Origin of the sequence: Streptomyces araujoniae (genome assembly GCF_050871195.1) — a bacterium.
Lineage (GTDB): Bacteria > Actinomycetota > Actinomycetes > Streptomycetales > Streptomycetaceae > Streptomyces > Streptomyces bacillaris.
Genome location: NZ_CP194070.1, coordinates 1,282,873 through 1,296,248 on the forward strand (window position 1 = coordinate 1,282,873; position 13,376 = coordinate 1,296,248).

The 13,376-nt window shown below is 72.0% G+C and carries 9 protein-coding genes; 1 reads left to right on the plus strand and 8 read right to left on the minus strand.

Annotation, left to right across the window (positions count from 1 at the left end; genetic code table 11):
* Positions 1-201: 201 nt before the first annotated feature.
* The 4 genes from fxsT to fxsA form a co-directional block, all read right to left on the minus strand.
* Positions 202-4,134, minus strand: coding sequence for an FxSxx-COOH system tetratricopeptide repeat protein (gene fxsT, locus ACQ9ZG_RS05395; RefSeq protein ID WP_109915974.1), 3,933 nt, complete (start codon positions 4,132-4,134; stop codon positions 202-204).
* Positions 4,131-5,480: an FxsC protein gene (gene fsxC, locus ACQ9ZG_RS05400; protein WP_181398273.1), complete on the minus strand. Its 1,350-nt coding sequence runs from the start codon at positions 5,478-5,480 to the stop codon at positions 4,131-4,133. Before fsxC ends, fxsT begins: the two co-directional genes overlap by 4 nt.
* Before the next feature lie 111 nt (positions 5,481-5,591).
* The gene (gene fxsBH, locus ACQ9ZG_RS05405; RefSeq protein ID WP_499280019.1) at positions 5,592-8,012 is read right to left on the minus strand and encodes a radical SAM/SPASM protein FxsBH, inactivated beta-hydroxylase extension form; all 2,421 of its coding nucleotides are present in this window, start codon (positions 8,010-8,012) and stop codon (positions 5,592-5,594) included.
* Between the two features lie 85 nt (positions 8,013-8,097).
* Positions 8,098-8,265, minus strand: a complete 168-nt coding sequence (gene fxsA, locus ACQ9ZG_RS05410) for an FxSxx-COOH cyclophane-containing RiPP peptide (RefSeq protein WP_078562717.1) — start codon at positions 8,263-8,265, stop codon at positions 8,098-8,100.
* Between the two features lie 211 nt (positions 8,266-8,476).
* Here fxsA and ACQ9ZG_RS05415 point away from each other — a divergent pair, with 211 nt between their 5' ends.
* Positions 8,477-9,406: a DUF4231 domain-containing protein gene (locus tag ACQ9ZG_RS05415; RefSeq protein WP_181398262.1), complete on the plus strand. Its 930-nt coding sequence runs from the start codon at positions 8,477-8,479 to the stop codon at positions 9,404-9,406.
* 18 nt (positions 9,407-9,424) lie between these two features.
* Here the strand turns inward: ACQ9ZG_RS05415 and ACQ9ZG_RS05420 are convergent, their stop codons facing one another.
* The 4 genes from ACQ9ZG_RS05420 to ACQ9ZG_RS05435 all read right to left on the minus strand — a co-directional run bounded on the left by ACQ9ZG_RS05420 (position 9,425) and on the right by ACQ9ZG_RS05435 (position 13,362).
* Complete coding sequence (locus tag ACQ9ZG_RS05420; protein ID WP_084996228.1) at positions 9,425-9,904, minus strand: hypothetical protein; 480 nt, start codon at positions 9,902-9,904, stop codon at positions 9,425-9,427.
* 200 nt (positions 9,905-10,104) lie between these two features.
* The gene (locus tag ACQ9ZG_RS05425; RefSeq protein WP_018487987.1) at positions 10,105-11,004 is read right to left on the minus strand and encodes a S1 family peptidase; all 900 of its coding nucleotides are present in this window, start codon (positions 11,002-11,004) and stop codon (positions 10,105-10,107) included.
* Between the two features lie 248 nt (positions 11,005-11,252).
* Positions 11,253-12,077, minus strand: coding sequence for a DUF1684 domain-containing protein (locus tag ACQ9ZG_RS05430; RefSeq protein WP_109915665.1), 825 nt, complete (start codon positions 12,075-12,077; stop codon positions 11,253-11,255).
* Positions 12,078-12,081: 4 nt separating this feature from the next.
* Positions 12,082-13,362 carry an NtaA/DmoA family FMN-dependent monooxygenase gene (locus ACQ9ZG_RS05435; protein WP_109915673.1) on the minus strand — a complete coding sequence of 427 codons (1,281 nt, stop codon included), beginning with the start codon at positions 13,360-13,362 and terminating at the stop codon, positions 12,082-12,084.
* Between the last annotated feature and the right edge of the window lie 14 nt (positions 13,363-13,376).

Genomic DNA, 13,376 nt, shown 5'->3' on the forward strand with positions numbered 1-13,376 from the left:
CAGGGACCGGACGGGGAGGAGCCGGGCCGACCGGACCGGAGGGGCAGCGACCGGGGCAGGGGGCCTATGCACCCCCGACCACCGGACCCGCCGCCGGACCCGCCGCCGGACCCAGCCCCCGGTCCGGCCCCCTGCCCCAGCCCCCGGTCCGGTGCCCCGGCGGCCGGTCCGGTGCACCGGAGGCACCACCCCCAAGACCCCTCACACCGCCAGCGGTTCCAGCTCCCGCCGGAAGCGGCGTTCGTCGCGGGCTATCTGGGTCAGCGGGTGTTCGTCCCCGAGCTGCCGGGAGAGTTCGCCCAGCACCTCGACCCGCACCCGCACGGCCTCCTGCTCGCGGCCCAGCGCGTCGAGCGTCGCCGCCATGTTGGAGATCATCGCCAGGGTCTCGGGGTGGTTCGCCCCCAGCGCCTGGCGCAGCTGCACCGCCAGCCGCTGTTCCGTCTCCAGGACCAGCGGGAGGTCGCCCCGGTCCGCCGTGGCGTTGGCCAGGTTCATGACGCAGAAGAGCGTGTTCGGGTGCTCCCGGCCGAACCGCTCCCGCATCGAGGCCACCACCAGCGTCAGAATCTGCTCCGCCCGCTCCGCCTCCCCGGTCCCCGAGAGGTAGACGCCCAGGTTGTTCTGGGCGGCCAGGGTGTACGGGTGCTTCTCCCCCGGCACCTTCATGTACTGGTCCACCACCTCCTGGGCGGTGTCCCGCGCCTCCACCGCCTCCCCCGCGGCGAACAGGTCCGCCGCCAGGTTGAGGTCGCAGGCCAGCGAGTCGGGGTTGGCGGAGGTGTACTTCGCCTTGTACCGGGCGCGGGTGGCGACCGTCAGCCGGCGGGCGTCCTCCAGCCGGCCGGCCCGCCGCAGCGACACCGCCAGGCTCTTGGCCGCGCTGAGCGTCGTCGGGTAGGTGCGGCCGAGCGTCTCCTTGAAGCTCTCGTAGGTGCGGCTGAGCAGCCCCACGGAGTCCTCGTACCGCCCCACCTCGCGCAGGTCGCGGGCGAGATTCATGGCGGAGGAGAGGGAGTACGGGTGCTTGGCGCCCAGCACCTCGGTGCGCCGGTCGTAGACGTCCTGGTCGATCTCGCGGGCCCGCGCGTACTGGCCGATGCTCCGCAGGTTCAGGGCCAGGTTGTTGGCGGCGGCCAGGGTCCTGGGGTGCGAGTCGTGGAAGATCTGGCCGAAGCCCTCGTGGGCCTCGGTGGCCAGCTCGATCGCCCGCTCGTAGTCCCCGAGCAGACCCAGGTCGATCGCCAGGCTGCTGGTGGTCATGTAGGTGTGCGGGTGCTCGGGGCCGAGCACCTCCCGCTGCCGGTGCAGGGTGAACTCGTCCAGCTCCTTGGCCTCCACGTAACGCCCGCGCGTGCGCAGGATGTTGGAGAGGTGGAAGCAGAGGTAGAGGTACTGCAGATCGCGCTCGCCCAGCATCTCCAGCCAGGTCTGCCGCAGCTCCTCGCCCAGCGTCCACGCGGTCCTGACGTCACCGCGCTTCCACAGGTAGCGGACCCGGTCGATGAGGAGCCTGCGGGTCTCGGGCTCCTTGCAGTGGCGGGCGTCGGAGGGGCCGAGGTGCGGCCAGATCGTGGCGAAGCGCGGCCAGGTCTCCGGGTTGTCGATCGGCTCGTCGTCGTCGGGCCGGGCGCCGGCCAGGATGCGGTGGACGACATGGCGGGCCTCGCGCTGCTCCTCCTCGCTGAGCTGGGCCTTGATCACGGCCTGGACGAGGCGGTGGACCTGGATGGAGTTGGAGACCTGGTCGACCTTGGCGAGGGCGAACCGGCCGATCTCCCGGATGACCCGGCCCAGCACCAGCTTCTCCTGGAGCGAGGAGTCGTACGGCTTCAGCGCCTCGATCATCTCCTTGCTGTAGAGCAGGTTGGCGGAGATCGGTTCGGGGGCGAAGAAGGCGCAGAGCTGGAGGAGGCGCACCGCGGCCGGTGAGCGCTCCTTGAGCCGGGCTATGGAGATGTTCCAGGTGGCGGCGACCGGTTCCGGGTAGCCCGCGGGCTGGTTGAGGGCGAGGACCTGGGGCGCCTGGCGGGCGAGCTGTTCGAGGTAGGTGTCGATGGGGGTGGCGGTCTCCGCGATCCAGGCCGCCGCCTGTTCGACGGCGAGCGGCAGGTCGCCGACGGCGGTGGCCACCTGGTCGGCGTCCTCGTCGCTCAGCCCGGGGGCGCGGCGCTGGAGGTGTTCGACGGACTCCTCGCGGAGGAAGACGTCGACGGGCAGCGCGTCCCCGTGCTGGGACCAGCTCTGGTTGCGGGAGGTGACCAGGATGTGGCCGGAGCCGCCCTGCGGGAAGCGGCGGCGCAGGGTCTCGGGGTCGTCGGCGTTGTCGAAGACCAGCAGCCAGCGGTCGGAGGGCACCCCGCGGCGCAGCAGGTCGACGGCCTCCTGGGAGGCGGCCGCCATGTCCTCGCCGCCCTGGGCGCCGAGCCGGACGGCGAGTTCGGCGAGGGAGGCGACGACGTCGTCGGACTGCTCGGACGATATCCACCAGACGAGGTCGTAGTCGGCCATGAAGCGGTGCACGTACTCCAGGGCGACCTGGGTCTTGCCGACGCCGCCGAGCCCGTACAGCGTCTGGGGCTGGGGCAGGACCACGGCCATGCCGCCGCCGAGCTGGTCGCGCATCCGCTCCAGGACGAGGGAGCGGCCGGTGAAGCCGGGGTTGCGGGGCGGTACGTTCCAGATCCTCGGGACGGTGCCGGGGAAGCGCGGTCCGGGGGTCATCCCGTCGACCAGCTGGACCGGCCGGTCCAGGGCGCGCATCAGGGCCGTGGTGGCGTGCACCTCGTCCAGGCGGAAGAGGTCGACCGGGTTGCGGTCGATGTACGGGGCGGTCAGGCGTACCTCCCCGACGCGCAGCGGCAGCAGCCGGCGCCGGCCGCCGCCCGGGTCCTCGGCGACGGCCCGCTGCCACAGGTCGACCGCGCGCTGTGACTTGAGGTAGGCGGCGGAGAGGAGCACCACGGTGCGGGCGGCGGTCTCGGTGGTGAGCGCCCCTTCCTCCGGGGGCCGTTCGGCGGAGACGTCGCGCGGGACGACCCGGAAGCCGGCCCGGGTGAGGACCGCCTCGATCCAGTCCGCCCACATCCGGTTCTCCGCCACATAGCTGAGGAGGAGGTCGGCGGGGAGGGCGGGGCGGCGGCGGGTGAAGGCGTCCCGGATGCGCAGCCGCACCTCTTCGCCGACCGGGGGCATCGAGGTGATCTCGCGGTCGGTGATGACGGCGGTGAGCCGTTCGAAGGCGGAGAGCAGGGAGTTGGTGAGGCCCGTCTCGTCCCCGAAGGTGGCGAGCGTCTCCTCGTAGGCGTAGTAGGGGCGGTAGGGGATCTCCACCGCGCCCCAGTAGGCGGTGAGTTCGTCGCCGGACAGGTCGCGGGGCAGCCGGTCGAACTTGAGCCGGGCCAGCGCCCGGCCGGCGTCCGCCTTCTCCTTCTCGCCCTCGTCGATGCGCATCGGGACGGGGAAGATCCGGATCGGGCGGCCGGTGTAGCGCTCGGAGATCTGGCGGGCGACGGAGGCGGCGCCGTCGATGGACTGGTCGCTGAGGGTGAAGCAGTCGACGAGGACGTCGGGGAGGTGGACGGTGCAGATGTCCGCGATGTCGCTGAGGCCGGTCCGGCTGTCGATGAGGACGTAGTCGTAGTGGGTCTTCATGTCCTCGCGCAGCGCGTCGAAGAAGTGGCCGCCGCCGAGCCGGTCGTAGAAGTTGTCCCAGTCGAAGGTGGAGACGGTGGCGGAGTACTCGCGGTTCTGCCGTCCGGCGGAGACGAAGTCGAGCGTGCCGCCCTTGGGGAACTCCCAGCCCAGCACCTCCGGGGTGAGGGAGACGGCGTGCGGCTGGATGCGGGCGTAGTCGCGGTGCCAGTCGTCGGCGCGCTGGGCGGGGCTGGTCGCGGCCCAGGCGTACTCGGTGATCAGGTCGATCACGCCGGTGGTGGCGCCGAGGGTGGCGGGTTCGAGGAAGGGGTGGAAGAACCGGTGGAGTCCGGGCGCCTCCAGGTCCCAGTCGACGGCGAGCACCCGCTTGCCGTTGGCGGCGAGGATCCAGGCGGTGTTGGCCAGGGCCATGGTGCGCCCGGTGCCGCCCTTGTACGAGTAGAAGGTGACGATGCGCCCGTCACGACCGGCACTCATAGGTCCTCCGCTTCCGTCGCAGGGTCGTGCGGGTCGGGGGTGAAGCTGGTGTGGCCCATGGGGCCGGTGAGCCGGGTCCGTTCGCCGTGGCCGCCGCCTCCGGGGCCCGGCGGGTAGGCCGTGGCGTGCCGCAGATACTGCTGGGCGGCGACCTCGACGACCTGGGGCAGGAGCTGGCCGAACGCCTCCATCGTCGGCACGCCCCGGGCGGCGGCCCGGCAGAAGGCCCGTCCGTGGCGCATCTTGGCCGGCATGGTCGCTTCCAGTCTCCGGGTCAGTTCGGCCTCCGCCGCCCGGCTCTGGTGGTCCTCGCGGCTCCACGGCACGACCATGGTCACCCAGGGCCGGTCCTCCGCGTCGAAGGCGGCGAGCCGGCGTCTGCGGTCCTCGTCCTGGAGGGCCCAGCGGTCGACGAGCAGGATCTCGGGGGTGCTGGGCGGCGTCTTGCCCTCGGGGCGGCCGGACTCCTCGTCGAACGAGGTGATCTGGGCCTGGTAGTTGAGCGAGCGGACCAGTTCCTCGGCGACATAGGCCAGAGGGCGGGCGGCGGCCGGGTGGTAGGGGTTCCAGTCCTGCGGGTGGTCGCCGTAATACTGGCTGTCGCGCCCGTCGGGCAGGTCGTGGCGGGTGGGGGCGGCGATGGTGATCCGCATCGGGCGGGGGGCGCCGACCCCGCTGCTCGGGGAGCCGAAGGCACTGGGGGCGAGGCGGTAGTCGACGGGTCTGCCGGTGTCGATGCGGACGGTGTCGGCGACGCGGACGATGCGTTTGGCCAGTTCGTAGACGGCCCGTTCGTACTCCTGGGCGAAGAGCCTGAGTTTGATCAGACCGTAGAGGCCGTCGGTGACGTACCGTTCCCCGAAGTCGCGGTGGTTGAACTGTAACCGCTCGGCTGAGCCCGGGAGTTGGCTGGGCGGGACCGGCACCCATAGCGCCGGGACGATCGCTTCGGCGGGCTGGTTGGAGCGGGCCCGGTGGTGGATGGCCCGCTGCTCGAAGGCGTGCCACTCCTTGCCGCACATCTCGCTGGCGAAGTAGCGCGGGGAGAAGAGCGGCACGAACACCCGGCAGGTGGCGAGGACTTCACCGAGCCGTTCCGACCAGCCCTCGCCGGAGCGTATCTCGCGGTCCATGAAGCCGGCGGAGGCCCCGGCGGGAAGGTCGGTCATGGCCATCACATGGCCGCAGAGGTCGCGGAAAAGCCGTTCGACCCACATATCGGGGTCCGTTCCGCTGGCGACCCCCGGAGTGTGCGCGTAGCTCAGAAAGAAGTACGGCCGATGGTCCGCCGCTCGCTGCTGCGTCGATGCGTGCACACGACCCCCGTCCTGTGTGAGCACTCGCATCCGGGGAGAAGGAAGGGAATGCGAGCGAATTCATCATTCCGGAGCGGACTGCGCTCCACCCCCCTGCCGTTCGGTCATTGAACGCTACTTTTCAGTCAACCGCGTCCGTCTTCACCGCACTGCCGTCCGGTCCGTACCGGTCTTGCAACCGTTCTTCCCTGATGTCCCGTCTGTTCCGTTGATCTCTTTACGCATCACGGCGAGCAATTGTTTACCGTCGACGGTCGTCTCGGCCGCTTCCTCGATCAGGTCGAGCGCTTGCGGAACCCCGGCGAGGAACTCCGGGGCGAAGAGGGCGAGCCCGGCCCGCTCATAGGTCTCCGCCAGCAGCCGGGAGAACGGAACGGCCTCCTCCTGCCGCCCCCGCTCCTCCTGCCAGGGCAACCGATGATCCCAGGAACCGTCCGACGCGTACAGATCCGTGACCTGGCACAGCGCCCGCAGCTTCGCCCGCCGGAACCCGCGCAGCAGGGCGGTCGCGAGGGTGCGGGCGTCGCCCCCTGCCGCGATCCCGAGCGCCCCGTACCCATGGCGCCCGGCCTGGACCGGGGAGCCCCCGGTGAGCGGGGTGAGGGTGGTGAGGACGGCGGCCGCCTCCGCGACCTGGTCCGGCACGGTCTCCGCCAGCAGCGCCCAGGCCTCCGCGAGCGTGGCGGACCAGGCGGCGGCGCCGGGCCCGTCCAGCCGGTGGGCGGTGGGCGCCTCGAAGCAGGAGCGGTACGGATCGAGATCGTCGAGGAGTACGTGTACGGGACCGGGGCCGCGTACGTCTCCGGGTTCGGGGGCCGGTACGTGACCGGGTCCAGGGTTCGGTGCGTGACCGGGTCCGGTGCTGGGGCCGGGGCGGTCGGCCGTCGCCTCCGGGGCGCGTACGGACCGGACGCCCGCCCCCAGCGCGCGTACGGGCCGCCAGTGCGCGCCCTCTCCGGCTCCGCGTGCGATGTGCAGCACGGTCGCTCCGGCGCGTACGGCGAAGCCCTCGCCCTCCGCGCGCACCACTGCCGTCCCCGGCTCCCCGGCCCCGCCGATCCGGACCTCCCCCAGGGTCGGCAGGAAGAGGCGGCCGTCGCGGTGGACCACCGGGACGGCCAGGTCGAGACGGGCGTGCACGGCGGCGGCGGCCACCGACGCGGCCAGCCGCTCCACCGGGGGCCCGTCCACCGGCCGGCCGGCCACCACCGCCTCCAGGGTGTCGATCAGCCAGGTCCGGGTGTAGGGGTGGGCGAGGACCAGGTCCAGCCCCGCCTGGCCGGCCGGGGAACTCTCCACCTCGGCGGCCAGCTCCCACGCCTGCGCCCAGGTCTCCCCGCCCGCGCCGTCGAGGCTGTCGTGGAGGTGGGCGAGCAGGGTGCGGGTCAGATCCTGCTGGGCGGCGAGCAGTTCGCCCGGATCGCGGACGGCGGGCGACTCGCGCGCGGCTGCCGTGCGCTCCTCGATGCCCCGGATCAGCGCGGCCAGGTCGGCGCAGTAGACGGAGGGGTTGTCGAAGCCGCCCGCCGGGCTGTAGCGGTGGGTGTAGAGCCCGCCGCCGCACGAGCGTACGACGGGGCAGCGGCGGCAGGTCGCGCTGACCCCGGCCAGACCGAGCTGGCGGGCGCGGATCCCGGGGTGCGCGGCGACCTCGTCGAAGCTGTGGGTGAAGACGTCGAAGCCGGTGGCCGCGGCCCCTTCGTAGGCGCTCTTGAGGGAGTCGACCTGCTCCAGCCGGCCGTCGGTCTCGACGACGACCAGGTCCGTGGGGGCGAGCCCGAGGGATTCGGTGAGGCTGGGGCCGCCGTCGAGGGTGGAGAGGACCGAGGAGAAGAGGCGGACCGGCATCGGCCGCCCCTGTTCCTGCCAGCGGTCGAAGACGGTGAGCAGCCACGCGGCGTAGGCGGTGGGCGATCCGTCCGGGCGCGGCGGCGGCTCGGCCCAGGTGGCGTGCGGCAGGAGGAAGTCGATGAGGGGCGGCCGGAGTTCGGTGAGCGCGTCGAGGACCGCGACCGGGTCGTTGGCGAGGTCGACCGTGCAGAGGAGGCCGAGATCGAGGTGGCGGTAGCGCTCCTGGCGGAGCAGGTCCACGGCCTTGAGGACCCGGGCGTGGCTGCTGCGGCCGTCGGCGTAGCGGCGGTGGCGGTCGTTGGCGGCGCGGTCGCCGTCGAGGGAGATGCCCACCCTGACGTGGAACTCGTCGAACAGGTCGAGGTAACGGGGGCTGAGCTGGAGGCCGTTGGTGTGGATCCGCAGATCCAGTTCGGCGATGCCCGCCAGGGCCGAGGTGAACTCCTCGCAGACCAGGCGCAGTCGGGCCGGTCCGGCGAGCAGGGGCTCCCCTCCGTGCAGGATCACTGTCACGGAGGGCAGGGCGTGGGTCCCGGCGTGTTCGGCCAGGCGTCGAGCCGTCCGGGAAACAACCTGGTCAGAGATCGTCTTCGGCCGGGTTCGCCAGCTCTGATCAGCATGTTCGTAGACATAACAATGGTCGCAGGCCAGATCGCACCTGCTGTGAACCTTCAGAACGATTTCGCGGAACGGGACCGCGGGTCCTGTCATTCCCCCAGTCTAGTCCAGCATTCCGGGCCGGAATTCCGTCGGCGCGAAAGCCTTCGGAGGGGAACCGAATCCTTCGGAGAGGGTCTCAGAGAGCGGAGTTGAAAGTGGAAATGCGGGGAAGGCGACCGCCGGCCGCGGGAACCACGCGCGCGAGCTTCCGGGCGGCCCGGCCGCCGGAGAGATCGATCTTGGCGAGCGGCACACGGCTCTCCTTCGCATCAGCGAAGATGGGGGATGATTCGTAGGTCTTCACGGCCGTCCTAGAGGGGTTCGTTCCGGTCAGGGGGGCACCACCGCCAGTTGCACCATTGCAGTGCCTGGCGGCACGACTTTACTCTCAGGAACAAGGTGCGCAACTCGTGTCGCGGCCTCGTAGTCCGAGTGACATACGGGACTGCTCCAAATGGTTCGGAATCTTTCATTCCGACAACGGAGCCCCGACTACATGGGATACGGGAGTGAACATGACGGCGATTCCCGGACCTCTTCAGAGCATGGTCTTCAGGAACGCCGACCTGCCCGCCCTCTTTCACCGTACGGACGCCATCGCCGTCTCCCGCCAGCGGGAGGCCGCGAACACCACCCGGGCCCAGCTGGCGCTGCTCGTGGCGGGTGCGGTGCCCGCGGCGCTCCCCTGGCACGCCGACGACGGGCCGGCCGTCCAACTCCTCTACGGAGCCTCGGTGTTGGCGTATCTGGGTGTCCTGTTCACGACCTATCTCGCCTCCCGCCGCAAAGCAAAGTCGCACTGGCAACTCAACCGTTCCGCGGCGGAGTTCATCAAGTCCCTCTGCTGGCGGTACGCGGTCCACGGTTCACCCTTCGACACCTCTGCCCGGCACCCCGAGGCGCTCTTCGCCAGCCGGCTGGAGGAGGGGCTCCAGGAACTGCGGAAGGTGGGCTGGACGGACCCCCGGGAGACGATGGCGGAGAAGGACGGCGCGGTCATCACGGAATCCATGCGGGAGTTACGGGAGAAGGCCTTCACCGTCCGCAAGGAGACCTACGTACGGGACCGGCTGATCGAGCAGCGGCGGTGGTATCGCAGACGGCGGCTGACCTCCCGGCGCGGCGCGCTCGTCTGGTCCGGGGCGATCGTCGCCCTGACCCTGCCCGCGCTGGTGCTGAGCGTGCTGCAGACCTTCGGGGTGGGGCGCTCGCTCGGGCTGACCGGGGTGCTGTCGGCGGCCGGCGCGGCCTGTCTCGCCTGGAACGAGCTGCGCCGCCACCATCCGCTGGTCTCCGCGCACTCCCTGGTGGAGGACGATCTGGAGTCGATGCAGGCCGCGATGGAGACCACGCTCACCGAGCGGCAGTGGCCGGTGGCGGTCTTCGAGACCGAGCGGATCGTCTCGCCCGAGCACACGGACTGGCTGGTCCGGCACCGCACATGACGGATCATCAATTCTGGGTCAGCCCCGCTCCACGCCGTCCCGCCAGATGACGGTGACCGGGCGGCCCAACGTGCGGGCGTAGTCCACGATGTCCCCGGTGCCGCCGAGGCCCCGGGCCGGGTGGCCGTCCCAGACGGCCAGCAGCAGGTCGCAGTGGTCGGCGATGTAGGCGCCCGCCGCGTAGTACGCCTCGTCGGTGGAGTGCGGGAAGTCGAGCCGGATCTCCTGGGCGGCACGGGACTTCAGGAGCCGGTAGCGGGCGAGGTCGGCGGCGGTGTCGAAGCAGGCCTCGTAGTCGCCGCTGGGGATCACCGCCGTCAGCTTGGCGCCCCGGGCGAGGGCCAGATCCGCGAAGAGCTGGTCCGCGCCGACGGCCAGGCTGGAGAGCACCTCCGTGGCGCCGTCGAGCCCGGCGAGGGCCGAGCGCAGTCCGGCGAGCACATGGCTCCGGGCCCGGACGGGGATGGTGCGGTGACCGGTGATCCCGATGCGATTCACGGAGCTGGACCCCCTGGTGTCGGCGCTTCCCGTGCGGCCCGTCCTCGCGCCATCGTCTCAGGCGCCGGGGGCGTGCGGGAGCCCCCGTCCGGCGTTCCGGACGGGGGCTCGGGGGTGCGGTCCGCACCGGGCCCGGCCGGTACGTCGGGGGGCGGGCCCGGTGCGCCGGGTCAGGGGCCGCGGTGCGCCCCGTACGCCGGTCAGTACACGCTGACGCCGTACGCGTTCAGGGCTTCCACGACCGGCTGGAAGAAGGTCGTGCCGCCGGAGGAGCAGTTGCCGCTGCCGCCGGAGGTGAGGCCGATCGCCCGGGTGCCCGAGTACAGCGGGCCACCGGAGTCGCCGGGCTCGGCGCAGACGTTGGTGCGGATCATGCCGTACACGACGTCGCCGCCGCCGTAGTTGACCGTGGCGTTGAGGCCGGTCACCGAGCCGCTGCGGGTTCCGGTGGTGGAGCCGCGGCGGGTGACGGCCATCCCGACGGTGGCGTTGGCGGCGCTGGTGATGTCCTGGCCGCCGACCGAACCGTCCTTGGGGATCGTGGTGTTGGTGTAGCGCACGATGCCGTAGTCGTTGTTCGGGAAGCTGGACCCGGAGGTCGTGCCGAGCACGGTGGTGCGGGCGGAGTTGGCGTACCAGGTGCCCGTGCCGTTGGTGCAGTGGCCGGCGGTCAGGAAGTAGTAGGTGGAGCCGCTGCGGACGTTGAAGCCCAGCGAGCAGCGTCCGGTGGCGGAGTAGATCGCGTCGCCGCCGGAGATCAGCTTGCTGAACGTGCCGGGCGTGCGCTCGATGGTGAGGGCGGAGGCGTTGGCCCCCGCGGCCTTCTTGATCTGCGCGATCTCCGCCTGGGTGACCGTGCTGTCCACGGTGACCAGGAGGCGGTTGGTCTTCGGGTCGATGTTCCAGGCGGTGCCCGCGATGTCGGCACCGAGGACGGCGTCGCTCGCGGAGGCCAGCTGGTTGGCGCTGAACGTACCGGTGGGTTCGGCACTGGCGGTGGGGACGGTGAACGCCGCGACGGCGGCGAGTCCGGCGAGGACGGCCGTGGTACGGACACGTCTCCCGTGGTTGCGGCGGGGGTTGGTGCGCTTGATCCTCACTTCGGGTTCCTCCGAGGGGAATCGGGGGCCCTCCTGTGGGGTGGCGGGCCCGTGAGACGCAGTCGGGGGCGTGTCCGGATCTCGAATTCGCCATGCCCCTGACAATCGCTGACGGGAGTATCGAGGCGTCCGGACAGCAGACGCAAGGATGCCTTTCGGCCACGCGGGTCCCACCCGCACCCCGGCCCCCGGCAGCCGTCGGGCCGCCGGGGGCCGGGGTGCGCGCGGGTCCGGGAAGCCCGTGCGGGTCAGGCGTCCAGGCGGTTCCGCTCCCCCGCCGCGACCGGCACGGTGAGGGTGTTGCCCGGGGGCGGGAAGGGGCAGAGGAAGTGGTCCGCGAAGGCGCACGGCGGCAGCAGCGCGCGGTTGAAGTCGATGCTCAGGCCGCCGTCCCCGGCGGGCGTCCCGGGGCGCAGGAAGCGGAAGCGGTAGCTGCCGTTCCCGCTGGTGGCGTCGGCGAAGACGGCCCAGAGCGAACCGTCCTCCTCGACCGTGACCTGGAGCGTGTGCTCCTCCCCGGCCACCGTGAAGGCCAGCTCCCCGCCGAGCCCGAGCCCCCGTTCGGCCCCGTCCGCGTTCGCCACCCGGACGTCCCGCTCCTCGGGGTACGGCCGGAAGGTCCCCGGCACCACCCAGGCCGGGTCGTACGGGGTGGCGTCGACGGTCGAGAAGGCGTGCCGCGCGGGTGCGTCCGGGTCGAAGTCCCGTACCGCCCAGAGCCCTTCGCGGCGGATCACGGCCAGTCGCCGGTCCCCGAGCGCCACCCGGGCGTCGTCGGCGGGGCCGCTGTCCGCGCCGAGCCGGACCTCGCCGGTCAGCGGCTTGCCGTCGACCACGATGCCGTCCTCGGCGGTGGCGGTCAGCACCACCGCGTCACCGTCCTCGCGCCACTGGCCCGGGACGGCCGGAATTCGCCCTTCCGGGTAGTCGGAGAGCCAGTGCGTTCCGGTCAGGGCGAGCGGGCCGTACGGGGCCGCGATCGCGAGGACGCGCCCCTCGTGCCACCGCCGCCACTCCTCGGCCGCCTCGTCCGGTCCCCCGGCCTGCTGGTGCTGTCCTGCGTCCGTGCTCATATGGTCAACCTTTCCACACCGGCTCCGCGAGGCCGAGGTGCGACCGCAGCGTGGAGCCGGAGTATTCGGAGCGGAACGCGCCGCTCTCCTGGAGGAGCGGGACGACCCGGTCGACGAAGTCGTCCAGGCCGCCGGGGGTGAGATGGGGGACGAGGATGAAGCCGTCGGCCGCCCGCTCGTCGACGAACGCGGTCAGCTCCGCCGCGACCGTCCGCGGCGAGCCGATGAAGGACTGCCGGGTGGTCGTCTCGATCACCGTCTGGCGCAGGGAGAGCCCCTTGGCCGCGGCGACCGCCCGCCACCGGGCGACCACCGCGAACGGGTCGCCGTGCAGGACCCGCCCCTTGACCAGGCCCGAGTCGACGACCGGGTCGACCTCGGGGAGCGGCCCGTCGGGGTCGTACGCGGAGAGGTCGCGGCCCCAGAGCTGTTCGGCGGCGAGGAGCGCGTTCTGCGGGGAGACCTGCTGCCGGCGGATCTCGTACGCCCGCTCCTGCGCCTCGGCGTCGGTGTCCCCGACCACAACGGTGACCCCGGGCATGATCTTGAGGTCGTCGGGCTCCCGCCCGTACGCGGCGAGCCGGGCCTTGACGTCGGCGTAGAAGGCGCGGCCCGCCTCCAGGGTGCCGTGCCGGGTGAAGATGATGTCGGCGGCGGAGGCCGCGAACTCCCGGCCCTCGCCGGAGTCCCCGGCCTGGATGACCACCGGGTGACCCTGCGGGGAGCGGGGCACGGTGAACTCGCCGGAGATCGTGAACTGTCCGCCCTCGTGCGCGAAGGGGCGCGACGCGCCGTCCGGGGTCCAGGAGTCCCACAGCTCCCGGGCGGTGGCGACGAACTCGGCGGCCCGGGTGTAGCGCTCCGCCCGGTCCAGATAGCCGCCCCGGCGGAAGTTCTCCCCGGTGAAGGCGTCGGAGGAGGTCACCACGTTCCAGGCGGCGCGCCCCTCGCTGAGGTGGTCGAGGGTGGCGAGGCGGCGGGCCAGTTCGTAGGGCTCGTTGAAGGTGGCGTTGACGGTGGCGGCGAGGCCGAGCCGTTCGGTGACGGCGGCCAACGCGCTCAGCACGGTCAGCGACTCGGGGCGGCCGACCACGTCGAGGTCGTGGATGCGCCCGTTGTGCTCGCGCAGCCGCAGCCCTTCGGCGAGGAAGAAGAAGTCGAACTTGCCGCGCTCCGCCGTCCGGGCCAGATGGACGAAGGAGGAGAAGTCGATCTGGCTGCGGGAGCGGGGGTCGGCCCACACGGTGGTGGCGTTGACGCCCGGGAAGTGGGCGGCCAGATGCATGGTGCGGGCCACGG